The following is a 26,300-nucleotide window of genomic DNA, read 5'->3' as shown; positions in this document are numbered from 1 at the left end:
CTTCAGCCGCGGATGGCCGCCTCGATCGCGGCCACGTCGATCCGGCGCATCCGCATCATCGCCTCGAAGGCGCGCCTGGCCACGCCGGGGTCATCGCCGTTGATGGCCTCGATCAGCACCTTCGGGGTGATCTGCCAGGACACGCCCCAGCGGTCCTTGCACCAGCCGCAGTCGCTCTCCCGGCCGCCGTTGCCGACGATCGCATCCCAGTAGCGGTCGGTCTCGGCCTGGTCCGCGGTGGCCACCTGGAAGGAGAACGCCTCGCTCTGCTTGAAGATCGGGCCGCCGTTGAGGCCGACGCATGGGATGCCGAGGACGGTGAACTCCACTGTGAGCACGTCGCCGACCTTGCCGGAGGGGAAGTCGGAGGGGGCGTGGAAGATGCGGCCGACCGAGCTGTCGGGAAAGACGCTGGCGTAGAAGCGGGCGGCGTCGAGGGCATCGCGGTCGAACCACAGGCAGATCGTGTTGCGCGCAACCATGGCTGTCTCCTGCTGGAGTGTGGGTCGCGGCGGGGTGCCGCGACGGGACTTACGGGTTACGTCGGCTGGGGACTGCGGGAATCGACATGCTGGTGCAGACCCGGTGTGCCTGGGTTGAGGTTCGGCGGCAGGCGTGCTGCCGGGAGCGGAGGCAGCGGGCACGGACTAGACTGCGGCCTGCTTCGCGGCCTCGCCGCCCCCGTTTCCCAAGGAGGTCTTCTTGAACGCCACAGCTTCCCCGCTTTCGTCGCAGGTCGTGCTTGTCACCGGAGGTGCCCGTGGCCTTGGCGCGGCGATCAGCCGTGCCTTCCTGGGGCAGGGCGCGCGGGTGGTGGTGAACTACCACCGCAGCGAGGCGGCCGCGCTGGCGCTGCAGCAGGAGTTCGGCGGGGAGCGCGTGCTGGCCGCGCAGGCCGATGTCACCGACCCGGCCCAGGTCGCGTCGATGGTCGCCCGGGCGCGGGCGCACTTCGATGCACCGGTCACGGTGGTGGTGAACAACGCGCTGGTCGACTTCGCCTTCGACGGCGATGCGCGGCCGCATGCGGACCGGATCGGCTGGGAGCGCTTCGCCACCCAGTTCGAGGGCAGCGTGCGCGGCGCGCTCAATACCGTGCAGGCGACGCTGGAAGGCATGCGCGAGTCCGGCTACGGCAGGGTGGTGAACATCGGCACCAACCTGTTCCAGAACCCGGTGGTGCCGTACCACGACTACACCGCGTCCAAGGCTGCATTGCTGTCGCTGACCCGCACCCTGGCCGTGGACCTGGGCCCGGACCAGATCACGGTGAACATGGTTTCCGGCGGCCTGCTGCGCACCACCGACGCGAGCGCAGCCACGCCGGAAGCGGTGTTCGACCTGATCGCCGCCAGCACCCCGCTGCGCCGGGTCACCACGCCGGCCGAGTTCGCCGACGCGGTGCTGTTCTTCGCCTCGCCCTGGTCGCGCGCGGTGACCGGGCAGAACCTGGTGGTCGATGGCGGCCTGGTCAAGGACTGAAAAAAACCGGGGTCAGAGTGCGATTTCGGCCCCCTGCCGATCCTCTCCCTGGCCCCTCCCTGCCGAGAGAGGGGTTAGGGCCCAGGGATCAACCTAGTAGCCCGGGTAAGCGAAGCGCACCCGGGAAACCGGGGTCAGAGTGCAGTTTCGGATGGATGCAAGCTATTGACCCTCTCCAACCCGCTCCGCGCCCCGGCCCGCGTCAGCGACGCGGGCTTTCGACGGCATGCGCGCCAGTGGCACGCGGTGCCATGCCGTCTCACCCATAGGGGAAGGGCTTTAAAGGGGGAGGGCAGCCGGTCAGTTCTTCGGATCCAGGCGCAGCAGCCAGCCCTTGGCGTCGCGGGTGCCGTCCTCCAGCAGCCAGACGGTGCCATCGGGGCCCTGTTCGACTTCGCGGATGCGGCGGCCCATGTCGTAGCGTTCGGCCTCGCGCGCGTTCGTGCCATCGAAGGCGATCCGCACCAGCGATTTGGACGACAGGCCGCCGATCAGGCCGGAGCCCGTCCAGCCCGGATAACGGTCGCCGCTGTAGATCACGAAGCCGGCCGGCGAGATCACCGGGTTCCAGCTCACTGCCGGGGCGTGGAATTCCGGGCGGGTGTCGTGGTCGGGGATCGGCTTGCCGTCGTAATGGTCGCCGTTGGAGACGATGGGGTAGCCGTAGTTGGCGCCACGTTCGATGAGGTTGAGCTCGTCGCCGCCCTTGGGCCCCATCTCGTGCGCCCACAGCCGGCCCTCGCCGTCGAAGGCCACGCCGAGGATGTTGCGGTGGCCCAGCGACCACACCTGCGCGGCCACGCCGCCCTGGTCCACGAACGGGTTGTCGGAAGGCACGCTGCCATCGTCGTTGAGGCGGATCATCTTGCCCAGGTTGGCCTTCATGTCCTGGGCCGGATCGAACTTCTGGCGCTCGCTGGAGCTGATCCACAGCTTGCCGTCACGGTCGAACGCGATGCGCTGGCCGAAGTGGCCCTGGCCGCTGACCTTGGGCTGCTGGCGCCAGATCACCTGCAGTCCGTCGAGCTGGCCGCCGCCATCCTTGTCCAGGAGCAGCTTCGCCCGGGCCACGGCCGCGCCGGCGGTACCGCCTTCGCCGGCCTCGCTGTAGCTGATGTAGACCAGCTGGTTGTCGGCAAAGCGTGGATGCAGCACCACGTCGCCCAGGCCACCCTGGCCGCCATGGGCCACCTTGGGCACGCCGGCGACCGAGCCGACCTTGCCGCTTGCCGGGTCGAACAGGCGCAGGCTGCCCGCCATCTCGGTCACCAGCAGGCGGCCATCCGGAAGGAAGGTCATGGCCCAGGGGGCCTCGAAGCGCTGCACTTCGACGACCTCGAACGGCGCCGGGGCAACGGTGGCCTGCGCCTGGCCGGCGGCATGGGCCGGAACGATGGCGGCGGCGCCGGTCGCCAGCAGCGTGGCCAGCGCGAGGGAAAGCGCGGTGGGTTTCATGGTGTCTCCTTGCCGATGGAAGCGTGCCGGCCACGGTAACTGCTGGAGCCTTGGGCGGGCGTCAATGACGTTCGTGGAACCCGCTCTGTTCGGGCAAGGGCCCCCGGATGCGGCCTGCGGCCTTATCCGGGCTACGTGGCTGACCGCCCTGCTCCCGACAGGAGAAGGGAACGACGGGCCATCAACCGTGGCGTTCGTCGGACTGCACCGCGCCGTCGACCAGGGTGATGGTGCGGTCGCAGGTCTCGGCCAGGCGCGGGTCGTGGGTCACCACCAGCACCGCGCAGCCGAACTGCTCGTTGAAGCGACGCAGCAGCTCGAACACCGAAGCTGCCGTCTTCGTATCGAGGTTGCCGGTGGGCTCGTCGGCCAGCAGCAGGGAAGGGCGGGTGACCAGGGCACGGGCGATCGCCACGCGCTGCTGCTGGCCGCCGGAAAGCTGGTCCGGGCGACGGTCGGCGAACTTCTCCAGGCCCACGTCCGCCAGCAGGCCGCGGGCGATGTCCAGGATTTCACGGTCGGGCTTGCCGTGGGCGACCATCCACGGCATCAGCACGTTCTCCAGCGCGGTGAACGCGCCGATCAGGTGGTGGAACTGGAACACGAAGCCGATATGCCGGCCACGCAGCGCGGTGCGTGCCTCGTCGTCCATCTCCCGGGTCGGCTGGCCGCCGAGGTACAGCTCGCCTGCGGTGGGCGAATCAAGCAGGCCGACCAGGTTGAGCAGGGTGCTCTTGCCCGAACCGGAGGGACCTACCAGTGCCGCGAAGTCGGCGCTGTCCAGGCGCAGGTCGATGCCGTGCAGCACCTCGACCTCGTTCGGCTGGCCGATGTTGTAGGACTTGCGCAGCCCTTCCAGGCGCAGGACCTCGCGCAACTCAGGCATGCCGGATCGCCTCCACCGGATCCAGGCGCGAGGCGCGCCAGGCCGGGACCAGGGCCGCGCCGATGCCGGCAAGGGTGGCCAGCGCCATCGCCGCGGGCACCAGGCTCGGCGGCAGGTCGATGGTGAACAGCTTCGGGCCGAACGAGTTGAACGAGACCGCCAGACCCCAGCCGGCGAAAGCGCCGATGGCCGAGCCGATCAGGCCCAGTACCGCGCCCTGGACGAGGAACACCTGCAGCATCTGACGCCGGCGCGTGCCCATCGCGCGCAGGATGCCGATCTCGCGGGTGCGCTGGGCCACGCTCACCGCCAGCACGCTGGCGATGCCCAGCGCCACCGAGATGGCGACGAAGAAGCTGATCATGTTGGTGGACATGCTCTGCGAGGTCAGCGCGTTCATCAGCTGGGCGTTGGTCTCCATCCAGCTCTCGGCCTGCAGCCCGGTGAGGCCGCGGATGCGCGCGGAGGTGCGGTCGGCGTCGAACACGTCGTCCACGGTCACGTCGATCACGGTGACGCCGCCGGGCAGGCCCAGCAGCGCCTGCGCCTGCTTGAGGTCCAGGTACACGTATCGCGCGTCCAGCTCACTGACGCCCAGCTCGAAGATGCCGGAGACATTGATCACCGCCTCGCGGCCGTCGCCGGCATCCAGGCGCAGCTTGCCACCGGTGCGCAGGCCCAGGTCCTCAGCAAGCTTGTTGCCGATCATGCCGTTGCCCGAGCCGACCTCGAGCCGGCCCTCGACCACGTGCTCGTCCAGCGGGATCACCCGGATGTAGCGCTCCAGGTCGATGCCGACCAGGGCCACGGACTCGGTGGCGTCACCGCGGCGGCCGAATGCCGGCCCCGACACGATCGGTGACACGGCGGTGACCTCGGGCAGGCGCTCGATCACGTCGCGCACCTGCAGCCAGTCGTCGATCGGACGCAGCGACTGCGGGCGTGGATCCTCCAGCACCAGCTGCAGTGTGCCCGCCGGCGCCGGCGCGAGCAGGTTCACCTCGCGCGGTGCCTCGACCCGGACGTGGGCCTGGGTGCCGAGCGTGCGGTCGATCAGGTTCTGCTGCAGGCCGGAGATCAGCGCGGTGACGAACACGATCACCGCCACGCCCACCGCGATGCCGCACAGGATCAGCAGCGACTGCGCGCGGCCCTGGCGCAGGAAGCGCATGGCGATGGTGGCTTCGATCCACATGGCTCAGCCGCCGCCCTGGATGGCGCCCGGCAGGTCCTGGTCCTCGCTGCTGGCGGCCGCCGGCCGGGCGGCGGGCATCGCCTGCACGCGCAGGCGCACGCGATCGCCGTCCGCGGGCAGTTCCCCGTCATCCAGGGTGCTGGCAGCCAGCACCGTGTCGCCTTCGGCCAGGCCTACGCTGACCTCGGTCATCGCCAGGCCGCGCAGGCCAAGCGTCACCGGCACCCGTTCCACGCGCCCGCCGCGCACGCGCAGCACCTCGGCGCGGCTGGCGCCGGGGCCGTTGCCGAGCAGGGCATCGTTGGGAACGGCCAGGGCGCTGTCGCGACGGCCGGTAAGGAGGGTCGCGGTCACGGTCATGTCCTGGCGGACGAAATCGGCGGACGGATCGATCCGCAGGCGCACGTCGACGGTGCCGCGTGCCGGATCGATGCCCGGCGCGATGTGGTGGACGGTGGCGGCGAACGGGCGGCCCGGGAAGGCGTCGGTGACGCAGGTGGCCGGCTGGCCGACCTCGAGCAGGGACAGGTTCTTCTCGTCCAGCGGCAGCAGGATCTCGCCCGGGGCGTCGGCCGCGATCTCCAGCAGCACCTGGCCGGGGGTGACGGCATCGCCGGGTTCGACCTGGCGGACCAGCACGGTGCCGGCCACGGTGGAGCGGATCACCGCACGCTCCAGGTCGGCCTCGGCGGCACGCAGGCGTTCGATCACCTGCGCTTCCAGGGCGCCGCCGCTGGCCACGGATTCGGCGGCCACGCGCGCCTGCCCGGCCGCGGCACGGGCCGCGACCACCGCCTGCGCGGCCTGCTCGACGCTCTCGCGCGACACCAGCTGGCGCTCGCCGAGTTCGCGCCGGCGCTGGGCCTCGCGCTCGGCCTGGGCGAGGTCAGCCTGGGCCTGGCGGTAGCGGGCCTGGGCGTCGGGACGGTCGGCCTTGCGCAGGGTTTCCAGCGCGGCCCGCGCCTCGTTGCGGCGGGCTTCGATATCCACCGCACGCAGCACCACCAGTACGTCGCCCGGTTCGACCCGGTCGCCTTCCATTACCCGGCGTTCCAGCACCAGGCCGGAGATCTCCGCGCCGACCTGCACCCGCGACAGCGCCGCGACCCGGCCGGTGGCCACCACGTTCTGCACCAGCGGCCCGGCGGCGACCTCGTATCCCGGAAGCACCGGACCGCGCCAGCGGGCCATGGCCCACGACAGCAGCACCAGCAGGAGGACGAGGGCGGTCGCGATCATCCAACGGCGCCGCTTGCGAGGGTGGGGCATGGCCAAGCCTGGAGCAGGAGGTCGCCAATCTTCGCCCGCCCCACGTGTAGGCGACAATGACGGCGCACGGCGTGGTCCATGCTGGCCGCGGCCATGGCCGGTTGCTAGGCTCGCCACTGGCCTGGCTGGGGTAATGCATGTACAGACGTGACTTCCTGGGCGGCGCGATGGCGGCGTCGCTGCTGGCCTTTGGCGGAGCGGGGCGTGCCCTTGCGGCGGGCCCCGCGCCCACCCGGCTGCTGCCTCCGGCGCTGCGGCCCGGCGACATGGTCGGCCTGGTCAGCCCGTCCTCGGCCACCGACGACAGCCTCAAGCTGCAGCTGGCCGCCGAGGTGATGCAGGCGCTGGGCTTCAGGGTCCGTGCTGGAGAGCACTACGCCGCGCGCCGTGGCCACCTGGCCGGTACCGATGCCGAACGCGCCGGCGACATCAATCGCATGTTCGCCGACCCGGAAGTAAAGGCGGTGGTATGCGTGCGCGGTGGCGCCGGGGCGGCGCGCCTGCTGCCGCTGCTGGACTACGGCCTGATCCGGCGCAATCCCAAGGTCCTGCTGGGCTATTCGGACATTACCGCGCTGCATTGCGCGATCCAGGCCAGGACCGGGCTGGTGACCTTCCACGGCCCGATCGGCGCCGGCAGCTGGAACAGCTTCGTGGTCGACCAGTTCCGCCGCCTGTTCCTGCAGCGCGAGCTGCTGGAGTACCGCAACCCGGTGCCGGACGAGGACGAGCTGGTCCAGCGTGGCAACCGCACCATGGCCATCCACGGTGGCCGTGCCCGCGGGCCGCTGCTGGGCGGCAACCTGTCGGTCCTGGTCGGCCTGGCCGGCTCGCCCTACCTGCCGGCGTTCGACGGCGCGATCCTGTTCCTGGAGGACGTGGAAGAGGCGCCGTACCGGGTGGACCGCATGCTGACCACGCTCAAGCTGGCCGGGGTGCTGGACCGCATCGCCGGTTTCATCTTCGGCCAATGCACCGACTGCGATCCCGGCGCAGGCCATGGCTCCCTGAGCATCGAGCAGGTCCTCGACGACCACATCCGCCCACTGGGCATTCCCGCCTACCGCGGCGCCCTGATCGGCCACCTGCGCGAGCAGTTCATCGTGCCGGTGGGCGGGATGGTGGAGATGGACGCGGATGCGGGAACCTTCCGGCTGCTGGAGCCGGTGTTGCGGTAGTCCCTCGCCCCGGGCGGGACGGCATGGCTCTCGCGCCATTGCTGGTCATGCCGTCGAACAGCCGCGTCCTGCGGGCGCGGAGCGGGTAGGGGAGAGGGCTGGGCCCCTGGCGGGCGACAAGTCGCACGCGGGTGATCCAATTCGGTTACAAGCGCGGACTTCGGAAGGAGCCGCGTCGCGCCGGGCCCCGGCCGCCGGGCGCCGGGCGCACATCCATGTGCGTACTCGCTACCGCGGCCATCCATGGCTGCTGCCGGGACACAACCGGCGCAACGCGTCTTCGGCGAATCCGGAGGGGCTACTTCGTCCGGCGTCCCCGGGTGCGCTGCGCTTACCCGGACTACGCGTCCTTCCGCCAAGGCTCGTGGCCTGGCGCGTGACGAGTCGCGGGCGGCCCTGCGAATCACGAATGCCGAATCACCAATCACCAATCCCGAATCACCAATCACCAATCCCGAATCCCGAATCCCGAATCCCGAATCCCCGCTTGACCTTCCCATCATGGGAAGGTCCACCATGTAGCCCATGGATACCCAGAACACCGTCGTGCCTGCCGCCCCCAGCGGCCCTTCCGCGTCAATTCGCCTGCCCGTCGAAGGCATGAGCTGTGCGTCCTGCGCCGGGCGGGTCGAGCGCGCCCTGGCGGCGTTGCCTGGCGTGGAATCAGTCAGCGTCAACGTGGTCAGCGCAATGGCCGAGATCCGTGGGGCATCGCTGCCGCCTGCGGCCGAAGTGGTCGCCGCGGTGGAGAAGGCCGGCTACCGCGTGCCGGCGGGCGAGGCCGACCTGGCGATCGCAGGCATGCATTGCGCATCCTGCGTGGGCCGGGTGGAACGGGCCCTGGCCGCGGTGCCGGGCGTGGTCGGGGTTTCGGTCAACCTGGCGACCGAGCGGGCGCGGGTGCATACCGCCGGCCCGGTCGATCCAGCCGTGCTGGCCGAGGCCGTGCGCAAGGCCGGTTACCGGATTGCCGCGCCGGAAGCGCCTGCGTCGGGAGACGCGGGAGCGGAATCTCCTGCCGCCGGGGTTGGCGCCCGTGGCGCTGCGACCACCACGACGCCTGCAAAGCCGAAGCTGTCCGCCGAGGCCCGCCACCTGGCCATCGCCATCGTGCTGGCCGCGCCACTGGTCCTGCCGATGGTCGGCATGCCGTTCGGCAGGCACTGGATGCTGCCGGGCTGGCTCCAGCTCGTGCTCGCCACGCCGCTGCAGTTCTGGCTGGGCGCGCGCTTCTACCGTGCGGGCTGGGGCGCGCTGCGCGCCGGCACCGGAAACATGGACCTGCTGGTGGCGCTGGGCACGACCACGGCGTACGGCCTGAGCGTGTTCCACCTGCTGCGCGAGGGCGCGCACGCACCGCTGTACTTCGAGGGTTCGGCCGCGATCATCACCCTGGTCCTGCTGGGCAAGTTCCTGGAGGGACGCGCCAAGCGCCAGACCACCGGGGCGATCCGCGCCCTGCAGGCGCTGCGTCCGACCACGGCGCGACTGCGCACGCCGCAGGGCGAATCCGAAGTGCCGGTCGAACAGGTGGCGGTGGGCGACCTGGTGGTGGTGCGGCCCGGCGAGCGCTTCCCGGTGGACGGTATCGTCGAGGAGGGCCGCACCCATGCCGACGAGTCCCTGGTCACCGGTGAATCGGTGCCGGTGGCCAAGGACCCGGGCGACCGGGTCACGGCCGGCGCGGTGAACGCCGATGGCGTGGTCGTGGTGCGCACCGCGGCCACGGGCGCCGAGACCGCGCTGTCGCGCATCGTGCGCCTGGTCGAGGACGCGCAGGCGGTGAAGGCACCGATCCAGCGCACCGTGGACCGGGTCGCCGCGGTGTTCGTGCCGGTGATCCTGGTGCTGGCCCTGCTGACCCTGCTGGGCTGGGGACTCGCTACCGGCGACTGGGACCGCGCCATCCTCAATGCGGTCTCGGTGCTGGTGATCGCCTGTCCCTGTGCCCTGGGCCTGGCCACGCCAACCGCGATCATGGCCGGCACCGGCGTGGCCGCGCGTGCCGGCATCCTGGTCAAGGACGCTCACGCACTGGAGCTGGCACGCTCGATCCAGGTGGTGGCCTTCGACAAGACCGGCACGCTGACCGTGGGCGAGCCGCGCCTGCTGGAAGCAATCCCGATGGATGGCGATCGCGATGCACTGCTGGCGCTGGCCGCGGCGCTGCAGCAGCACAGCGCACATCCGCTGGCCCAGGCCGTGCTGCACGAGGGCGTGCAGGCGGCACCGGCGAACGAACTGCAGGCACTGCCCGGTCGTGGCGTGCGCGGCAGGGTGGACGGGCGCATGGCCTGGATCGGCAACCTGGCCCTGATGCAGGAGGCTGGCGTGGCCGTGGACGCGCTGCTGCCGCGGGCCCGTGAGCTGGAAGCCAGCGGCCACACCCTGTCCTGGCTGGCGGTGGAGCAGGGCGGCCAGCGCGTACTGCGCGGCCTGCTGGCCTTCCGCGACCAGCCGCGCCCGGGTGCGCGCCTTGCCATCGAGCGCCTGCGCGCGATGGGCGTGCGCACGGTGATGCTGTCCGGCGACAACCGCGGTGCCGCTGGCGCGGTGGCGCAGGCGCTGGGCATCGACGAGGTCCAGGCCGAGGTACGCCCGGAGCAGAAGGTCGCCGCCATCGAGGCACTGAAGTCCGGCGGCGTGGTGGCGATGGTCGGCGACGGCATCAACGACGCCCCGGCGCTGGCCGCCGCCGATGTCGGCATCGCCATGGGCTCGGGCACCGACGTGGCCATGCACGCCGCGGCGATCACCCTGATGCGCTCGCAACCGCAACTGGTGGCCGACGCCATCGACGTGTCCCGGCGCACCACCGGCAAGATCCACCAGAACCTGTTCTGGGCCTTCGGCTACAACGTCATCGGCATCCCGCTGGCCGCCGCCGGCCTGCTCAGTCCGGCCTTGGCTGGCGCGGCGATGGCGTTCTCCTCGGTCAGCGTGGTGGCCAATACCCTGCTGCTGCGGCACTGGCGTCCGGCGGCGGACGCGGGGAAGAAGTCGTGAGCCGCGGCGCGAAGGCACCCGCGGCAGGCGACGGCCTGCATTCCATAGGCGAGGCCGCTGCACGCTCGGGCGTGTCCGCCAAGATGATCCGCCACTACGAGGAGATCGGCCTGGTCCCGCCGCCGCCGCGCACGGCTGCCGGCTACCGGCTGTACGCCGAAGCCGATGTGCACCGCCTGCGCTTCATCAGCCGGGCGCGGGCGCTGGGTTTTGGCATGAAGCAGATCGGCCTGCTGCTGGCGCTGTGGTCGGACCGTTCCCGCGCCAGCGCCGATGTCAGGCAGCTCGCGCTGCAACACGCGGCCGAACTGGGCGAGCGCATCGCCCAGATGCAGGCGATGCAGCGCACCCTGGAGGCGCTGGCCAGCCAGTGCCACGGCGATGAGCGGCCGGAGTGTCCGATCCTCGATGATCTGGAAGGGAGGTGCGGCTAGAGCCGCTCGCATCGGAGAGGGATCGGGAGAAGATCGGGCGGGCGGCGAGGGGCGGTCGTCGAAGTGCGCCATGCCTTGGCAAGAACCGGTGCCATCTCCAATTGGCTGGCCCTCACTCCCCGGAGCCCGCTCCGCGCCCGGCCCGTGCCCACAGGACCTGGCGCCTCCCCCCCACGGAAGAGAATGGAGACTGGCCGGGAGAGCGAGCAGCACTTGCCGGGGATTCACATAGGCCGGGGCAGGCTGTATCTGTACTGCCGAGCAGGAGGTGTCCCATGGCGACCGGATGGGCGGGCGACAACGCCGTCAACGAACAGATCGACGCGACCGTCAAGGACGGGGTCGAGCGCGCGCGCTCACGGCTGCCCAAGGGCCCGAGCCTGGAACGCTGCGAGGAATGCGATGCACCGATCCCCGAGGCGCGCCGCCGCGCGGTGCCCGGCGTGCGCCTCTGCGTGACCTGCCAGGCCGCGCAGGACGAGGAGGAGGCGAACTTCGCCGGCTACAACCGGCGCGGCAGCAAGGACAGCCAGCTGCGCTGAGTCTCCAGTCCGGGCCGCTTACGTCGATCCACCCTCGATCACGGCCGCGGCAGGCGGCGCCATCCACGCCACCGGGACCTCGCTGCCACGCCAGCGCCGGACCACGCGCTGGAAGAACAGGCTGTTGGGCACCTGCAGGCTGCTGCCCGCATGTTCCGGATCGCGCGGCACTTCCTGCAGGGTGGTGTAGATCAGGTTGATGTCGACCACCCGGCCCTTGAGCCCGGGTTTCTCGCCGTTCTCGACCACCTCGATGTAGTCGTACAGGCGGAACGGGCGGGTGGTGAAGATCAGCACCGTGCAGAAGATGTTGGACAGCACGCTCCAGGCGGCAAAGAACGCCACCGCGCCGACCGCGGCGAAGCTGGTGAAGGCGGTCCACAGCACGGTGCCGGACACACCCAGCCGCTCCAGCACCATCAGCAGCGCGCCGAAGCCGATCAGGGCAGCCGAGACCCGGTGCAGGACCACCCCCATCTCCGGGGGCAGCCCGCGCCTGTCCATCAGCCGCCGCACGAGGCGGCGCACCAGCTGCTGCAGCAGCCAGGCGGCAAGGACGATCAGCAGGGCCTGGCCGATCGGCACGATCGTGCCCAGCCAACCCTGCAGCCACTCGGGCAGGTGATGCTTCATCCGGTTCGCTTGCTTGCGGCCGGGACGGCCGCTTCGCCCGCCATTCTAGGAGACTGCCGCGGCCCGACGGCGACCGGCGGGAGCCGGCTCACCCGAGGGGCAGGACCCGCACCTCGACGCCGGGCGCGGTGACGACCTGGCCCGCGCGGATCTTGCAGGTCTTGCGCAGCTCCTGGATGCCATCGACCTCGACCACGCCACTGGCCACCAGGGCCTTGCCGGCGCCGCCGCTGTCGCATAGTCCAACCAGCTTGAGCAGCTGGTTCAGTTCCACATGCTCGCCCTGGAGCTCGAAATCGATGGTTTCCATCAGCCAAGTCTAGCGTGCGTTCAAGGCGTGTCCGTCCTCGATGCCAGGCCAGCGCTCCAGGTGGTCCAGCTTGCGCCGGTACATCTCGCGGACCCGGTCGGTGTCGCCGAGCCTCGCCGCGCGCGCCATCTCGCGCCGCGCAAGGTCCAGCTCGCCACCCAGGAAGTAGGCCCGCGCCAGGCCGAAGTGGAACGCGTGCTGGCGTGCCTGCAGGCGGATGGCGTTGCGGTAGTGGGTGACCGCGCAGGCGTAGTTGCCGGTCTCCTCGCAGCCCAGGGCGAGCACGAACTGGGCGAACGGGTCGTTGCGCCGCACCTGTTCCAGGCGGGCGACGAAGTCCGCAGCCTCCCGGGACTGGCCGCTGCGCTCATACAGCTTCACCAGGTTGGACAGGGTGGCCGTGTGTTCCGGGGCCAGGCTCCAGGCGGTGCGAAGCGCGCGCGTGGCCGCCTCGATGTTCCCGGCACGCATTTCCAGCACGCCGAGGTTGTTCCAGGCCGGCACGAAGCCGGGGTCGGCCTCGGTCGCGGCGTCGAGCTGCGCACGTGCGCCGCCGAGGTCACCCGCGGCCATCAGCTCGGCGCCGCGGTTGTTGCGGAAGTGGGCGAGGGCACGCGTGTCGTCGATCCTCCGCGGGCTGTCGCGCATGGCGAGGATGTTGCGCTCCAGGTCCAGGGTGTGCAGGCGGATGCCGCTGCGGATGCCGGCGTTGACATGGCTGGCGCCGTAGATCACGCCCGCATCCCGGTACCAGGCCAGGACCTCGCTGACTTCCTGCACGTTCGCCTCCATCCCGGCCGCCCGGGCGAGGGCGACGAACAGCAGGGTGAAGGACAGGCAGTTGCCGCGCCGGTCGCGGAAGGTCTCGGCCACGGTGCGGGTGCGGTCGTTGTCGTAGGCCAGGGCCAGGCCATCGGCCTCCAGGACCATGGCAGCGAGTCGCTCCAGGCGTTTCTCGCGGTTGCCGCCGGGCGCGATCACCCGCTCCTGCAGCATCGCCCGCAGCCCGGGCGGGATCTCCAGCACCTCGTCGATGCCGGGGATGTACTGGGTCGCCTGGACCGTGGGCAGGGTGGACGGCTCCGACACCGTCGCCGGAGCGGGCAGGCCCTCCATGGGTGCCGCGGCCAGCGCCGCCGCCAATGCCAGTGCATACATGACCCACCTCCCGCTGCGTGCTGCACCAGATGCAATTCGCTGGTCCGGCAAAGCCGGACGCCGGTTCGATCCCGCGGCTAGGGCGTATACAGGGCGTGGCCCTCGCCAGCCTGCCAGCGCCGCAGGTGGTCGAGCTTGCGCCGGTAGACTTCGCGTACCTGTTCGCTACCGCCCAGGGTCAGGGCGCGGCCAAGCTCGCGCTGGGCGTTTCCCGGCTGGCCGTCGAGGAAGTACGCGCGTGCCAGGCCGAAATGGAACTGGTGCTCGCCTTCCTGGATCCTGATCGCGACGCGGTAGTGGCTGATCGCGCAGGCGTAGTCGCCCCGGTTCTCGCATTCCATGGCGAGCATGAACTGGTGGAAGGGATCGTTGGCCTGGATCTGGTCGAGCTTCAGCGCATGGTTGCGTGCCAGCGCGTCCTCGCCGATGCGGCGATAAAGCGCGACCAGGTTGGTAAGGGTGGAGGCATGGTCCGGATCGAGCCGGTGCCCGGTCTCCAAGGCGCGGCGGGCGCCGCCGGTGTCGTCCAGCCGCTGCAGCAGCACGCCCAGGTTGTTCCAGGCAGGCACGAACCTGTCGTCCTCTTCCAGCGCCGCCTCCAGCGAGGCGAGGGCACCGCCAAGGTCGCCTTCGGCCATCAATTCGGCGCCGCGGTTGTTGTGGAAGTGGGCCAGGGCGCGATCGTCGTCGACGCCACGCGGCCGGCTACGGCTGACCAGGATATTGCGGTCCACGTCGATGGTCTGGTTCTGGATGCCGTTGCGGATGCCGGTATTGACGTGGTTGGCGCTGTAGATCACGCCGCCGTCCTGGTACCACGAGAGCACCTCGCCGACCTCCTGGACCTGCGCATCCATCCCGGCGGCCCGCGCAAGGGACACGAACAGCAGGGTGTACGACAGGCAGTTGGCGCGGCGGTCGCGCCAGGTCTCGGCCACCGTGCGGGTGCGGTCATTGTCGTACTGGACGGCGAGCCCGTCCTTGTCGAACACCAGGGCGACGAGGCGCTCGACCTGCTGCTCGCGGCTCCCACCCGGACCGATCACGCGCTCTTGGAGCAGGGCCAGCAGTTCCGGCGGAACCGCCATCACCTCGTCGCGCGTCTGTACCCGGGCCGGTGGTCGCGCCGGGACGGCAGGCAGATCGGTGATTCCGGGGGCCGGGACCGAAGCCGGTTGCGATGCGGCCAGGGCCGCCACCAGTGCCAGTGCGAACATGACCCCCTCCAGGTCGATGCCTTGGGCCAGTGTATGCCTGCCGGCTGAGCGCGGATTGACTGGAATTGCGGTTTCGGGGGCAACCTTTGGCGACCACGTGCGTCCCGGGCGGCGTTGTATCCTGCGCCGCCGCCGCGCCCGCGGGGTTCCACGTCCGCCTACAGGGAAATCCGATGATCCAGCGTTTCGAAACCGGCCCGCGCATGTCCGAGATGACCGTCCACAACGGCGTGGCCTACCTCGCCGGGCAGATCCCGGAGGACACCAGCCAGGACATCACCGGCCAGACCCGCCAGGTGCTGGAGGCCATCGATGCGCTGCTGGCCCAGGCCGGGAGCGACAAGACGAAGATCCTGCGCGCGGAGATCTTCCTGGCCGATATCGGCGAGTTCGCCGGCATGAACAAGGCCTGGGAAGAGTGGGTGCCGCAGGGCCATACCCCCGCCCGCGCCACGGTGCAGGCCAGGCTGGCGGACGCGGCCTGGAAGGTCGAGATCGTGGTCACAGCCGCGGTCTGATCGGCACCGTGGACGACCTGTTCGCCGCCGCCGACGAACACCACAGCCTGTTCTTCGCGCTGCTGCCGGCACCACCGGTGGTGGCCGGGATCCGTGCTGCGCAGCAGGCACTGGAAGCCGTGCTGCCGCCGCAGCGTGGCGCAGGGGTGCCTGACGCACGCCTGCACCTGACCCTGCACTGGCTGGGCGAGTGGTCGCAGCTGCCGCAGGCCCTGGTCGAGGACGCCTGCATCGCGGCGGCCCAGGTAAGCCTGCCGGGTTTCGGCCTGCGACTGGACCAGGCCGAATGCTTCGGCCATGGCGAGTCGATCTGGGTGTTGCGGCCCTCGGAGCCACCGCCGCAGCTGGCCAGCCTGCACCAGGCCCTGGCTGCCGCGCTGGCCGCGCGACGGATCCGGCTGCCGCCCGGCCCTGCGTTCGCGCCGCATGTCACCGTGCGTCGCCGCGCCAGCGTGCGCTTTCCGCCACGACCGGTGCCGGCCGTGGAATGGCAGGTACGCGGCTTCGCCCTGCTGCAGAGCCTGCGCACGCAGGGCGGAACGCGCTACGCCGTGCTGGGGGAGTGGCCGCTGGCGCCGGGTTGATCCCGCTGCCGGCCCGCCGTTGCCGGACTCAGTCGCGGCCGGCCTGCAGCCATCGCGCCGCGGCACGGCCCGCGCGCAGGCCGCTGGCGAAGCACGCGGTCAACAGGTAGCCGCCAGTCGGCGCTTCCCAGTCCAGCATCTCGCCGGCGCAGAACACGCCGGGCCGGGCAGTGGCCATCAGGCCCTGGTCCAGCGCCTCCAGGCGCACGCCGCCACCGGTACTGATCGCCTCGGCCATCGGCCGTGGACGCCTGAGCACCAGCGCCAGGCGCTTGAGCGTGGCGGCGACGAGGTCCATGTCGGCTATCGCCTGGGCATCGAGCACTTCGCGCAGCAACGAGGCCTTGACCCCGTCCACGCCGGCCTGGCGGCGCAGGTGCTCGCTGAGGCTGCGCCCCTTGCGTGGCTTGGCCAGGTCGCTACGCAGACGCTCCAAGTCGCGCCCGGGCACCAGGTCCAGGTGCAGGATGGCGTGCCCATCGCGGCTGATCGCATCGCGCAGCGGCACCGACAGCGCATAGACCAGGCTGCCTTCGATGCCGGTGGTGGTGACCACGCATTCGCCCTGCAGCGAACGCCAGCTTCCGTCCGGGTCCTGCCAGTGGGCGATCACCGGCTTGAGCGGGGCACCCGCATGGCGGTTCGCGAAATGCTGGCTCCAGCCGATGTCGAAGCCGCAGTTGGAAGGCACCAGCGGCGCCACGTCGATACCCGCGGCTGCAACCGCATCCACCCAGGCGCCATCCGAGCCCAGCTGCGGCCAGCTGCCACCGCCCGTCGCCAGCACCGTGGCCGGCGCACGTACCAGGACTTCGTCCTCGGGCGTGCTGAAACGCAGGTGGCCGTCGGCATCCCAGCCTTCCCAGCGGTGCAGCACGTGGAAGCGCACGCCCTGTTCCTTCAGGCGCCGCACCCAGCCGCGCAGCAGCGGGGCGGCCTTGCGGTCCAGCGGGAACACCCGGTCGGAGCTGCCGACATAGGTCTCCACGCCCAGCCCGCGCGCCCACTGGCGCAGCTCGTCCGCGCCGAAGTCCGCCAGCCAGGCGGCAACCTCGGTCCCGCGCACGCCGTAGCGGCGGGCGAAACCGGGCATGGGCTCGGCATGGGTGAGGTTGAGCCCACCCTTGCCGGCGATCAGGAACTTGCGGCCGACCGAGCCCTTGGCCTCGTAAAGATCGACTTCGATCCCGGCCGCGCGCGCCACTTCGGCGGCCATCAGGCCGGCTGGACCACCGCCGACGATGGCAAGCCCGGGCAGCTGGATTACCGGACCAGGCATGGATCAGCGCGCTTCCACGTCCAGCAGCTCGACCTCGAACACCAGCGAGGCGTTGGGCGGGATCACCCGGCCGGCGCCGCGGCTGCCATAGCCAAGCTCGGACGGGATCAGCAGCGTGCGCTTGCCGCCCACGCGCATGCCGGCCACGCCGTCGTCCCAGCCGCGGATCACCTGGCCGGCGCCCAGCACGAAGCTGAAGGGCTGGCCGCGGTCCAGCGAGCTGTCGAACTTGCGACTGCGCTTCTCCGGCACGCGCTCGTCATAGAGCCAACCGGTGTAATGCACGCTCACCTTGCTGCCCGGCGTGGCCTCGGCACCCTCGCCAATGACCTCGTCGATGCGTTCCAGGCCAGCCACCGAGCCGCCAGGCCACGGGGCCGACTCGTTGCAGGCGACCAGGAAGAGGGTGCAGAGCAGGGCAAGGCAGGGCAGGAGGCGGCGCATGGCAGGCGGAGGTGCAGGGGGGACGCAAGGGTAAACCGCCGCGGTCGCTGCGGCGATGGCGGGTATCATGCGCGCATGGCCAAACTGCTGTTTCCGCTGCGCAACGTTCCCGCCGACGAGGCGTCCGAGGTGCGGGCGCTGCTCGACCGGCATGGCCTGGAGTGGTACGAGACCGAAGCCGGCATGCTCGGCTTTTCGGCGCCAGGACTGTGGCTGCGCGACAAGGCGGACTATCCGCGCGCCCGCGCCCTGCTGGACGAGTACCAGGCGCAGCGCCGCGAACAGGCCCGCGCCGAAGCGCGCGAGCGGGAAGCGCGCGGCGAGCACGAGACCTTCATGCAGCAGCTGCGTACCCAGCCGGCCTACGTACTGCCGCGGCTGCTGGCGATGATCGCGATCCTCGCCGCGACCCTGGCCCTGCCCTGGTGGCTGCTGCGCTGAGGGCGGGGCAGGGGCGCGCCTTACAATGGCGCCATGCTCAACCTCGCCGCCTATCTCTTCGTCCACATCGACGATCCGCACGCGCTTGCCGCACGCCTGCACGAATCCGCGCAGGCCGCCGATCTCAAGGGCACCATCCTCGTCGCAGGCGAGGGCATCAACCTGTTCCTTGCCGGCCCGGAGCAGGCCCTGCACGGTTTCGTCGACGGCTTGCGCGCCGACCCGCGCCTGGCCGCGCTGAAGCCGCGCTACAGCCCCAGCGGTTCGGTCCCGTTCGCCCGCCTGAAGGTGAAGGTGAAGCCGGAGATCATCAGCTTCCGCCGTCCCCAGGCCACGCCGCTGGCGCAGGGCGAACGCGCGCCGGCGGTGGATCCGGCGACGGTCGCGCGCTGGCTGGCCCAGGGCGGCCGCGACGACGCAGGCCGGCCAGTGGTGATGCTCGACACCCGCAACGCCCAGGAAGTGGCCTACGGCACCTTCGAGGGCGCGCTGACCCTGCCGATCACGAAGTTCACGGAACTTCCGCAGGCACTGGCCCCGCACCGCGAGGCCCTGGCCGAGGCGACCGTGGTCAGTTTCTGCACCGGCGGCATCCGCTGCGAGAAGGCCGCGCTGTGGATGCGCCAGGACGGCATGGACAACGTCCTGCAGCTGGAGGGCGGCATCCTGGGCTGGTTCGAGCAGGTGGGCGGACAGGGATATGACGGCCGCTGCTTCGTCTTCGACGAGCGCGTGGCGGTGGACCCGGAACTGCGTCCACTGGTCGATGAAGAAATTCGTGAAGAAATGCTTGCGCAAGTTACGGGGACTGTCTAATATTCGCGCCCTCAGCTTCGTGGGGCCATAGCTCAGCTGGGAGAGCGCTTGCATGGCATGCAAGAGGTCGGCGGTTCGATCCCGCCTGGCTCCACCAAATCCGGCGCAAGCCGGGCGAAGCGACGATATGTCCCCATCGTCTAGAGGCCTAGGACACTACCCTTTCACGGTAGCGACCGGGGTTCGAATCCCCGTGGGGACGCCACTCAGCGGTACCGCATCAACCTTCGGGTCGATGCTCGTGGGGCCATAGCTCAGCTGGGAGAGCGCCTGCATGGCATGCAGGAGGTCGGCGGTTCGATCCCGCCTGGCTCCACCATATTCCTGGTGTATCCGCGCAACGATTCCCGATCCTGACCACGGCATGCGTCTGCACGCTGCAATCGTGCGCGCGTGCGGTGCTGTTCCGGACGCGCGCCTATTGCATCCTGGTCCGGTCGCGGGATCCCGGCGTCATCCCGAAGCCATCGTCCCGACACCCGCTGGGGATGCCCGTCCCGCGTCGCTCCCAGATCCGTGGCAGTGCGATGCGGGTATCCAGAACTAGCCGGTCCCCGGATAGCGGACGCCGCGTTCGGGCGGGCGATCAAACGAACAGCTACCGGAAAATCTTCCACCCCCGGTGCAGTGCGACTTACCAGGCCGCCTTGGCAGCCCGGTAGTCAATCGAACCAAGCCACGGTCGCATCACGGGGAGGGGAAGGGTTGCCCCCTCCATTTGCCTATTTCCCGTAACGTCCTTTGGCCGCTTCGCCATCGCGGCGCCCCATTTCGGCAGCCACTTCGCGCAACCAGCGATCCGCGCTTTCCTGGCCATCGTGGCGCACACGTCGCTCATACTCCGGCCGCAGCTCGGCGCGCCGGCGTTCCATGGCTCGACTCATGTCATGTGCCAGCAAAGCGCGATCGGCTGCAGCACCTTCCACAGCGGCCGCAGGTTCGGGTATGCCCCGGGACCCGGGTAGCACCTTGCCGCCATGCTTCCTGCGCAGTGCCTCGCGATCCACCCACTCGGGTCCATCGCCAGTGCTCTGGTTGCGCATCATGGTGTGCTGCTGCATCAGGTTGGCCTAGCCACCCGCATCGATGGTCTGGGCGTGCACTGGGAGCTGCAGGCAGGGCAACCCCAGGATCGCCATTGCTGACAGCAGCAGGGCGGTTGCTGATCGACATCCGGCGGAACCGGTCAGTGTGTTCATGGCGGTCTCCTGACAGGAACCAAAACTAGCATCATCGGTCCCGGACGTCGGATACCCAGACGCGGGGTTTGGTCGCATGCGCGCGACCTGGAAGCGTCGAGCGTCCTTCTCGTCGTGCCCATATCAGCTACACGCCGCGTGCACCATGGAATGGTTCACACTCGGCCCGTGAGCTCGGCTGCATGTCGGACACCTCACGAGGTTGTTGTCACGCTCCATTTACGTTTCATAACATCAGCTGAATTCGGGTCATGACGCCAACGAAAAGGCGGCTATATTCCGACACCCCAGACGAAGGAGGATTTGAATGTTCCGGACCAAGCGAAATCTGGCTATGACGCTCGGCGTGGCGATGGTTGCCGGCCTGGGTCTTGGTGGTTGCGCAAGCTATGACAAGGAATTCGCGACCATCAACTCGCGGCTCGACCAGCTCGACTCGCGGGTGCAGGGTGCGGCGCAGAGCGCCGAATCCGCCAACCAGTCGGCCCAGCGCGCCAACCAGCGCCTGGACCAGATCGAGAGCCGCGTCCAGCAGCTCGAATCCGCCCCGCGTCGCACGCCGCGTGGTTGATCGTTCGTTCCTGATGCAACACGCGGCGTAAGCCGTGACCCGATGGCCCGAGAGGGCCATCGGGCTTTTGGGCACCAGAAGTGGATACAGGGAGTCGTTCCGTCAGCATGCATACGCACCGTTCGAAGCTTGTTGGCCGTGGCGGCGTTCTTGCGTTGGCCTTAGGCCTTTCGCTTCCGTTCCTCGCCAGTGCCGACGAGGCCGCTCCTGCGGACGAGGTCACCAGTGCCGTCGACCTGCTGCCGGAAGGCCAGGATGTCTCGGATACCGTCATCGAACTGGCGGGATGGGTGGTGGCGACCCGCGACAGCGAGGGTTACCCCTTCGCGATCATGGACAAGGCCTCCGCACAGATCCTGGTGTTCGGTGGCGACGGGAAGCTGCGTGGCGCGGCCCCGGGCCTGTTTGGTTCGGCCATTGGTGACCATGTGGCACCTGGGGTTGCCGGCCTCGCACTTCGCGAGATTCCTGGCAGGGACCGTACGACGCCGGCCGGCCGCTTTGTCGGTGGCTATGGCCCCTCGATCGATGCTGGACGCGTGCTGTGGGTCGACTACGACTCCGCCGTCTCGATCCATCCGACCGCCACTGGCGTGAAGTCCGAGAAGCGCCCCGAGCGCCTGGCTTCTCCGCAGCCGGACGACAACCGCATCACCCACGGCTGCATCAATGTCGCGCCCGACTTCTACGAGCAGGTCGTGAGCCCCACCTTCCAGCGTGGCGGCGTGTTCTACATCCTGCCCGAGACCGATTCGCTGGCCGACACCTTCCCCGAATTCGTGGAGAGCCGGCCTACGGCGCAGCGCAAGGAAGGACGGCGGTCGCGCGGCGCCGACCAGTAGGTAGCGAGGGCAGGGCGGCCAATCGCTGCTCCGGCATGCACGCGTTCACCGGGCTGCCTGGCTACCGGAATTCATGCAGGCGCGGTCGTGGTAATCCCGATCCCGTCTGGCCTGGTTGGCTGGAACGGATCCAGGCCCAGCCCATCGGCTTCCTGCCGTGTGGCGACCTCGACACCGCGCGCGTACCGTGCAGGCGGCATGCCGACATGCCGCGAAAACGCGACGCTGAAGGTGCTGGCCGAGCTGTAGCCGACGCGCTGGGCGACCTCGGCGATGCCGATATCCCCATGTCGCAGCAGGTTCCTGGCCAGCGCCATGCGCCAGGCCAGCAGGTACTCCATCGGCGGCATGCCCATTACCCGGTTGAAGCGGTCGAAGAAGGCCGAGCGGGAGAGTGCGGCCTCGCTGGCCAGCTCGTTGACGGTCCAGACCCTTGCCGGATGCGCATGCATTGCGCGGATCGCAGCGGCAAGGCGCGGATCCGAAAGCGCCAGCACCAGGCCGCGATCCACGCCCGAAGCGGAAGCCGAGCGCAGCGCCTCGATGAACAGCACGTCCAGCAGCCGCGCCAGCACCACGTCGCGTGCAGGCCTCTTCCCGCGTGACTCGTCGCCAAGCAAGCGCACCAGGGTTGCAAGGCGTTCCTCACCGCGGATATGGATGAGCTGCGGCATCAGCGGCACCAGCAGGGCGGCATCCGGCGAATCGAAACTGCAGTGCCCGGCGAGGATGCGCATGTCGGTCGGGCCCTGTTGCGCGCCGATGCGGAAGAACCCTTTTTCCAGCTCGACCGGGATCGAGCTGGCCGCGGGATCCACCTCGTGCAGGCTGGACATGGTGACCCCGTAGGCGGCCGGCACCAGGACGAAGTCGCCAGCCTGCAAGACCACCGTGTCGCACCCGTCCAGCCTGAGCCTGCAGCCGCCTTCGAGCACTACGCAGTAGAAGGATTCCCCGCCATCGGAACGGCTTACCCGCCAGGCTCCAGCGCCGACCACCTGCTTGGAGAAGCGTGCGGTGGGCCTGAGCAGCAGGATCATCTCCGCCAGTGGATCGACCATTGCCGGACTCCCGCAAATGGGAAAAGGACTTTTGATTGGAGGCAGTACGGGGGCCGGCGCCTACCGTGGTGACTCGCCCACCACACGCGAGAACCCCGGCAATGAAGACCGTACTGATCACCGGCTGCTCCTCAGGCTTTGGACTGGAAACCGCCCGCTACTTCCTGGCGCGCGACTGGCGCGTCGTCGCCACCATGCGCACGCCCAACGACGAGGTGCTGCCGCCGTCGCCCGACCTGCTGGTACTCCCGCTGGATATCACCGATCCGCAGAGCATCCAGGCCGCGGTTGCCGGGGCAGGGGAGATCGACGTGCTGGTCAACAACGCCGGATTCGGCGCGCCAGCACCGTTCGAGCTGATGGACATGGAAACCGTGCGCAGCCTGTTCGAGACCAACACCTTCGGCACCATCGCCATGGCGCAGGCCGTGCTCCCGCGGATGCGCGAACGCGGGCAGGGCGTCATCATCAATGTCACCTCCAGCGCGATCTACCGGCCGCTTCCGCTGATCGGCGCCTACCGCGCCGCCAAGGCGGCGGTGAACATCATCACCGAGTCGCTCGCCGCCGAGATCGGACAGTTCGGCCTGCGCGCCCACCTGGTCCTGCCCGGTTCCTCCGGCGAGACCCGCTTCCGCGAATCCGCCCGTGCCGGCCTGCGCGGCTTCGACGACCCGGTGTACGGCCAGTACATGCAGGAAACCATTACCCGCATGGCCAGCTCCGTCGGCCCCGGCACGCGCGCCCTGGACGTCGCCGAGGCAGTCTGGTGCGCGGCCACTGATCCCTCCGCGCCGCTGTACATTCCTGCGGGGGCGGATGCGGAAGAGTGGGCGGGACAGGCACGTGCCCACGCGTCAGCCGCCTGAGGCATGAAGGGCGGCCGTCGAAGATGAACGCATGAAAGCATTCCTCGGCACGGCAGGATCGATCCTGCGGGCCAGGATCGCACCGACGGTCGTCCTCGCCACTGGTTTCCTGCACGAGCAACGGCAGCAGCGCCCGAGGGGAGATGCTCGTTAGCCGGCGGGGGCGAGCATTTTCCCGCAGTCGTGGCGCCGCAAAAGCCCAGGAAATGTGCGCAGTTCAAGGCCAGCCGGTGCTGGTCCAGTTCTCGATGTGGTACGAAAGCACCTGGATGACGCCAATCGCGGTAACCCCCGCATTGATCGCGGTTTCCGCGGTACTCACCGCGAGGATCGAGCCAATGGACCGCGTGGTCAGCGTCCTGTTCGCGGGATCCGGCAAGAAAGCGCGATGGACGTCCGGGCGGCACCCTGCTGGAACTGGCCGACGGACGCGGCTTTAGTCCGGCGTACTCGTGCCGTACATGAGCATGCGGCAATTGCAGGCAGCTGCTGGCGATGCGGGAACGACGGGCTGCTGCTTTGCCAGGCAAGCGAGTACAAACGCCAAGCCACATCTTCAGGCGCGGGGCCGAAGTTCCCCAAACTTCGGACTGAGATTTGCAGCGGGCAGGGACATCGCAGGCCAGTTCTGGCTGCATACGTGATTTCGCATAATGCTGATTATGTTCAAATGGGGATGACACGCTGCAGCGGGCTTTCCCTGCTCGTTACCGCTACCTTCGTCCCCCGGGCTGGCTCTCGAGCGACCTTCTTAGGATGGACTGGGTGAACTTAGACTGGACTCGTGCCTAGCTACCTGGACTGCTGACCGCTCTCAGCCCAAAGCTCACGAATTAGGTCCTGCCACGAAGCCATCAGCTTTGAAGTTCGCTGCGACTGTAGGGTCTCGCACAAGCGCTCTGCAGCCCCGAGCTTCCGGGACAGTTCAATCATTTCAGCCCGCATCTCGTTAACCTTTCTGCGTTGTCCGATTAGTGAGATACGGGTGCGCGACTCTCGCTTAATCGCCGAATCCCGCTCCGATTCCAGCGCATCCAAGTCAGCAGAGGCTTCGAGCAACTCTCGCTCACGAGCCCTCAATCTTTGCTCCCATGTAAATAAACGGTCCATCTCCGCCACCAGCCAAGCCCTGTTTATGGGCTTCAGAGGCCCGATGACTCGTCGAACCGCATTCCTATTCTCTTCATCCTGCCGATTCCTCTCCTCGAGCTCCAAAGTCGACAATCGAAGTTTCGCGGTTGCCTCCTCATGTCTGCAGGTCAGTGTATAAAGTTGGAGCTTTGCCTGCCCCAAGGCCCTGTCGGCAGCCAATCTTTCTGCCTCGGACTCATCGAAAGCGGCAGCAGCTTCACGCAGCCTCGCTTCCCATTCGCTCAAGAAAGATTCGCGCTCCCCTAAGATTTTCTCCCGATCTTCTAGGCACGCCCAGCCACCCAGCCTAGCCACCAACTTATCTAGTGCCGCCTCCTTTACTTGGATTTTGTGTTCACGCGCCAGAAGCTCGGTCTCGCGCCTCTTGAAGTCACCATGCCTCGCGACAAACTCGTCCTTGAAAGCTTGAACAACTTTTGCCACTCGCTCGCTAAACTCTTCGCTCGGCGCCCCTGACCGAAGTGCCGCCAAGGTCACATCTCGATATGATGGGCCGAGCTCTCGCATCCAAGCCTTGACATGCGTCGAAATCTTCACTGATTCGCAAGTGCAATTGAGATGCACCAGAATATTCTTGGCGTTCGGGAACCTCCCAATTGCGAGAAGCTCCTCAATGGCCTGAAAGACGGTTTGCTGTGTAGGTTCGTCTAGGTCGCTCATGGCAAAGACCGCGTCAGTGGCTAAATGTCTTACGTGACTTGCCCATGAAGGCTTCTCGTAAACCTCACTTCCCAAGGTCTCGCTAGAACTGGATTGAACGGCACCCCACCTTCAATCCGGACAAACGAGACGCATCCGCTCCGAGTCGCCCGGCTTGCGTCGGCAGACAAGTTGGCGCTTTCGGAACCACCTTCGCCTGGGAAGCACCAAGGCCCCCGCAATGACCGGCTCTTGGGCACGGGATCTAGAGGCCGATCTATTGGCCGTTAAGGCTTTGGGGCGCCTCAACTCTCATCTCGCTCATCGAGCTTGGGAGTTTAAAGAGCTGCGCCTTCAAGATCTCCCCAGGCGTGCCTGTGTTGGGCTTGAAGTGGCATGGTGTTCGCATCGTGGACGGCGCCGCGCCTGATCTGAGCCGGATGAGAACCTGGAGTGCTCAAGGACAGGAACTGTCGGTCCAACTCCACGCGGGCAGACGCGTCGTTGTCAATTGCATAGGCGGGCTCGGTCGGGCCGATACAGTGGCCTCAATGCTGTTAACTCAAACCGGCGAAATCGCAGACGCGGAAAGTGAAATGCTTGCTGTACGAAAAGTGCGTGCTGGCGCCATCGGAACCGCTGAGCAGGAACAATTCACTCGCCGCCTTGCAGAATCATTATCTAATATGGATTTCATATACGAGCGCGGTCGATCCTGAGTGGCGGCTTCCGACCGCCCTCTGCTACTTCGCTCGCATATAGTGGCCTAACCGTCGTCTTGAGGCTCTCCGATCAAGCTCTTTAGGTAGAGGTCCACGGTGTAAGAGAATTTGTAATCGTTGAATTTATCTATATGCCGATCGATGGATTCTGGTAAGAGCCACGCTTCAGCTGCGTTGCTCATGCGCCCTGCCCGGAGATTCTTCTCGAAGATCCGGGCCTCGTCAGCGCAGTGTGCTTTTGCCCCAATGGCAACGTCCGTAGCAGAAAGAGCAGGCCGAATGGCGGAAAACTTCTTAACATAGCTTTCATGGCATGCTAGTACCGTCCGAGCGTCTGCACTCGAATCGAGCATTTCGTTCACCTCCGCCGGTGCAGCCCCGGCGGCAGCTGCCACAAA

The 26,300-nt window shown here is 68.5% G+C and carries 28 protein-coding genes and 3 tRNA genes; 16 read left to right on the top strand and 15 right to left on the bottom strand.

Translation table 11 applies throughout. The annotated features are described in order from the left end of the window. Positions 1 to 2: 2 nt before the first annotated feature. Positions 3 to 482, bottom strand: a complete 480-nt coding sequence (locus tag PSESU_RS07945; protein WP_013535248.1) for a VOC family protein — start codon at positions 480 to 482, stop codon at positions 3 to 5. Between the two features lie 220 nt (positions 483 to 702). On the opposite strand from PSESU_RS07945, the gene PSESU_RS07940 reads away from it, so the two are divergent. After that, positions 703 to 1,482: a 3-oxoacyl-ACP reductase gene (locus PSESU_RS07940; protein ID WP_013535247.1), complete on the top strand. Its 780-nt coding sequence runs from the start codon at positions 703 to 705 to the stop codon at positions 1,480 to 1,482. A 300-nt stretch (positions 1,483 to 1,782) separates the two neighbouring features. On the opposite strand, the gene PSESU_RS07935 is transcribed toward PSESU_RS07940, so the two are convergent. From PSESU_RS07935 to PSESU_RS07920, 4 genes are all read right to left on the bottom strand, one after another. Next, positions 1,783 to 2,937 carry a PQQ-dependent sugar dehydrogenase gene (locus PSESU_RS07935; RefSeq protein WP_013535246.1) on the bottom strand — a complete coding sequence of 385 codons (1,155 nt, stop codon included), beginning with the start codon at positions 2,935 to 2,937 and terminating at the stop codon, positions 1,783 to 1,785. A 181-nt stretch (positions 2,938 to 3,118) separates the two neighbouring features. Next, positions 3,119 to 3,823 carry an ABC transporter ATP-binding protein gene (locus tag PSESU_RS07930; RefSeq protein ID WP_013535245.1) on the bottom strand — a complete coding sequence of 235 codons (705 nt, stop codon included), beginning with the start codon at positions 3,821 to 3,823 and terminating at the stop codon, positions 3,119 to 3,121. Continuing rightward, on the bottom strand, positions 3,816 to 5,018 hold the full coding sequence (locus PSESU_RS07925) for an ABC transporter permease (RefSeq protein ID WP_013535244.1): 1,203 nt from the start codon (positions 5,016 to 5,018) through the stop codon (positions 3,816 to 3,818). Before PSESU_RS07925 ends, PSESU_RS07930 begins: the two co-directional genes overlap by 8 nt. Before the next feature lie 3 nt (positions 5,019 to 5,021). After that, positions 5,022 to 6,257, bottom strand: coding sequence for an efflux RND transporter periplasmic adaptor subunit (locus tag PSESU_RS07920; RefSeq protein WP_203415155.1), 1,236 nt, complete (start codon positions 6,255 to 6,257; stop codon positions 5,022 to 5,024). Between the two features lie 167 nt (positions 6,258 to 6,424). Here PSESU_RS07920 and PSESU_RS07915 point away from each other — a divergent pair, with 167 nt between their 5' ends. The 4 genes from PSESU_RS07915 (at position 6,425) to PSESU_RS07900 (ending at position 11,447) form a co-directional block, all read left to right on the top strand. Further along, entirely contained in the window at positions 6,425 to 7,465 is a 1,041-nt protein-coding gene (locus PSESU_RS07915) for a S66 peptidase family protein (protein WP_013535242.1), read from the top strand. A gap of 525 nt (positions 7,466 to 7,990) precedes the next feature. After that, on the top strand, positions 7,991 to 10,471 hold the full coding sequence (locus PSESU_RS07910) for a heavy metal translocating P-type ATPase (RefSeq protein ID WP_013535241.1): 2,481 nt from the start codon (positions 7,991 to 7,993) through the stop codon (positions 10,469 to 10,471). Then, positions 10,468 to 10,905, top strand: a complete 438-nt coding sequence (cueR, locus tag PSESU_RS07905; protein ID WP_013535240.1) for a Cu(I)-responsive transcriptional regulator — start codon at positions 10,468 to 10,470, stop codon at positions 10,903 to 10,905. Before PSESU_RS07910 ends, cueR begins: the two co-directional genes overlap by 4 nt. A 275-nt stretch (positions 10,906 to 11,180) precedes the next feature. Beyond that, positions 11,181 to 11,447: a DksA/TraR family C4-type zinc finger protein gene (locus PSESU_RS07900; protein WP_013535239.1), complete on the top strand. Its 267-nt coding sequence runs from the start codon at positions 11,181 to 11,183 to the stop codon at positions 11,445 to 11,447. A gap of 18 nt (positions 11,448 to 11,465) precedes the next feature. Here PSESU_RS07900 and PSESU_RS07895 read toward each other — a convergent pair whose 3' ends face one another. The 4 genes from PSESU_RS07895 to PSESU_RS07880 all read right to left on the bottom strand — a co-directional run bounded on the left by PSESU_RS07895 (position 11,466) and on the right by PSESU_RS07880 (position 14,765). After that, complete coding sequence (locus PSESU_RS07895; protein ID WP_013535238.1) at positions 11,466 to 12,080, bottom strand: mechanosensitive ion channel family protein; 615 nt, start codon at positions 12,078 to 12,080, stop codon at positions 11,466 to 11,468. Positions 12,081 to 12,168: 88 nt separating this feature from the next. Then, a complete protein-coding gene (locus tag PSESU_RS07890; protein ID WP_013535237.1) occupies positions 12,169 to 12,390 on the bottom strand; it encodes an RNA-binding S4 domain-containing protein in 222 nt (73 codons plus the stop codon). Positions 12,391 to 12,399: 9 nt separating this feature from the next. Then, positions 12,400 to 13,548, bottom strand: coding sequence for a transglutaminase-like domain-containing protein (locus PSESU_RS07885; protein ID WP_013535236.1), 1,149 nt, complete (start codon positions 13,546 to 13,548; stop codon positions 12,400 to 12,402). 77 nt (positions 13,549 to 13,625) lie between these two features. Continuing rightward, positions 13,626 to 14,765: a tetratricopeptide repeat protein gene (locus tag PSESU_RS07880; RefSeq protein WP_013535235.1), complete on the bottom strand. Its 1,140-nt coding sequence runs from the start codon at positions 14,763 to 14,765 to the stop codon at positions 13,626 to 13,628. Between the two features lie 173 nt (positions 14,766 to 14,938). Between PSESU_RS07880 and PSESU_RS07875 the strand changes: the two genes are divergently transcribed. Further along, positions 14,939 to 15,283, top strand: a complete 345-nt coding sequence (locus PSESU_RS07875) for a RidA family protein (protein ID WP_013535234.1) — start codon at positions 14,939 to 14,941, stop codon at positions 15,281 to 15,283. Positions 15,284 to 15,291: 8 nt separating this feature from the next. After that, entirely contained in the window at positions 15,292 to 15,867 is a 576-nt protein-coding gene (locus PSESU_RS07870; RefSeq protein WP_013535233.1) for a 2'-5' RNA ligase family protein, read from the top strand. Between the two features lie 28 nt (positions 15,868 to 15,895). On the opposite strand, the gene PSESU_RS07865 is transcribed toward PSESU_RS07870, so the two are convergent. Further along, a complete protein-coding gene (locus PSESU_RS07865; protein ID WP_013535232.1) occupies positions 15,896 to 17,146 on the bottom strand; it encodes a TIGR03862 family flavoprotein in 1,251 nt (416 codons plus the stop codon). A 3-nt stretch (positions 17,147 to 17,149) separates the two neighbouring features. Continuing rightward, positions 17,150 to 17,590, bottom strand: a complete 441-nt coding sequence (locus PSESU_RS07860) for an FKBP-type peptidyl-prolyl cis-trans isomerase (RefSeq protein ID WP_013535231.1) — start codon at positions 17,588 to 17,590, stop codon at positions 17,150 to 17,152. Between the two features lie 75 nt (positions 17,591 to 17,665). On the opposite strand from PSESU_RS07860, the gene PSESU_RS07855 reads away from it, so the two are divergent. The 5 genes from PSESU_RS07855 (at position 17,666) to PSESU_RS07835 (ending at position 19,166) form a co-directional block, all read left to right on the top strand. Then, positions 17,666 to 18,031, top strand: coding sequence for a DUF6164 family protein (locus PSESU_RS07855; protein ID WP_013535230.1), 366 nt, complete (start codon positions 17,666 to 17,668; stop codon positions 18,029 to 18,031). Positions 18,032 to 18,064: 33 nt separating this feature from the next. Then, positions 18,065 to 18,847 (top strand): sulfurtransferase, encoded by a 783-nt coding sequence (locus PSESU_RS07850; protein WP_013535229.1) that lies wholly within the window; start codon positions 18,065 to 18,067, stop codon positions 18,845 to 18,847. 21 nt (positions 18,848 to 18,868) lie between these two features. Then, positions 18,869 to 18,944: transfer RNA gene (locus PSESU_RS07845), tRNA-Ala, on the top strand. 32 nt (positions 18,945 to 18,976) lie between these two features. Continuing rightward, positions 18,977 to 19,052, top strand: a tRNA-Glu gene (locus PSESU_RS07840). Between the two features lie 38 nt (positions 19,053 to 19,090). Then, positions 19,091 to 19,166 (top strand) — tRNA-Ala (locus tag PSESU_RS07835). 403 nt (positions 19,167 to 19,569) lie between these two features. On the opposite strand, the gene PSESU_RS16150 is transcribed toward PSESU_RS07835, so the two are convergent. Continuing rightward, a complete protein-coding gene (locus PSESU_RS16150; RefSeq protein WP_155942738.1) occupies positions 19,570 to 19,908 on the bottom strand; it encodes a hypothetical protein in 339 nt (112 codons plus the stop codon). A gap of 9 nt (positions 19,909 to 19,917) precedes the next feature. Then, a complete protein-coding gene (locus PSESU_RS16540; RefSeq protein ID WP_267878625.1) occupies positions 19,918 to 20,046 on the bottom strand; it encodes a hypothetical protein in 129 nt (42 codons plus the stop codon). A gap of 307 nt (positions 20,047 to 20,353) precedes the next feature. On the opposite strand from PSESU_RS16540, the gene PSESU_RS07830 reads away from it, so the two are divergent. Both PSESU_RS07830 and PSESU_RS07825 read left to right on the top strand, forming a co-directional pair. After that, positions 20,354 to 20,617 (top strand): membrane protein, encoded by a 264-nt coding sequence (locus tag PSESU_RS07830; protein ID WP_013535228.1) that lies wholly within the window; start codon positions 20,354 to 20,356, stop codon positions 20,615 to 20,617. 155 nt (positions 20,618 to 20,772) lie between these two features. After that, complete coding sequence (locus PSESU_RS07825) at positions 20,773 to 21,459, top strand: L,D-transpeptidase (RefSeq protein ID WP_013535227.1); 687 nt, start codon at positions 20,773 to 20,775, stop codon at positions 21,457 to 21,459. A 71-nt stretch (positions 21,460 to 21,530) separates the two neighbouring features. Here PSESU_RS07825 and PSESU_RS07820 read toward each other — a convergent pair whose 3' ends face one another. Then, complete coding sequence (locus PSESU_RS07820; protein WP_013535226.1) at positions 21,531 to 22,520, bottom strand: AraC family transcriptional regulator; 990 nt, start codon at positions 22,518 to 22,520, stop codon at positions 21,531 to 21,533. A gap of 101 nt (positions 22,521 to 22,621) precedes the next feature. On the opposite strand from PSESU_RS07820, the gene PSESU_RS07815 reads away from it, so the two are divergent. After that, on the top strand, positions 22,622 to 23,389 hold the full coding sequence (locus PSESU_RS07815) for an SDR family oxidoreductase (protein WP_013535225.1): 768 nt from the start codon (positions 22,622 to 22,624) through the stop codon (positions 23,387 to 23,389). 792 nt (positions 23,390 to 24,181) lie between these two features. Here the strand turns inward: PSESU_RS07815 and PSESU_RS16145 are convergent. Continuing rightward, the gene (locus tag PSESU_RS16145; RefSeq protein WP_013535224.1) at positions 24,182 to 25,201 is read right to left on the bottom strand and encodes a hypothetical protein; all 1,020 of its coding nucleotides are present in this window, start codon (positions 25,199 to 25,201) and stop codon (positions 24,182 to 24,184) included. Between the two features lie 419 nt (positions 25,202 to 25,620). Between PSESU_RS16145 and PSESU_RS16620 the strand changes: the two genes are divergently transcribed. After that, complete coding sequence (locus PSESU_RS16620; RefSeq protein WP_428992114.1) at positions 25,621 to 25,899, top strand: hypothetical protein; 279 nt, start codon at positions 25,621 to 25,623, stop codon at positions 25,897 to 25,899. Positions 25,900 to 26,300 lie beyond the last annotated feature (401 nt).

Source organism: Pseudoxanthomonas suwonensis 11-1 (assembly GCF_000185965.1).
Classification (GTDB): domain Bacteria; phylum Pseudomonadota; class Gammaproteobacteria; order Xanthomonadales; family Xanthomonadaceae; genus Pseudoxanthomonas; species Pseudoxanthomonas suwonensis_A.
This window is presented reverse-complemented; position numbering and strand designations above follow the sequence as displayed.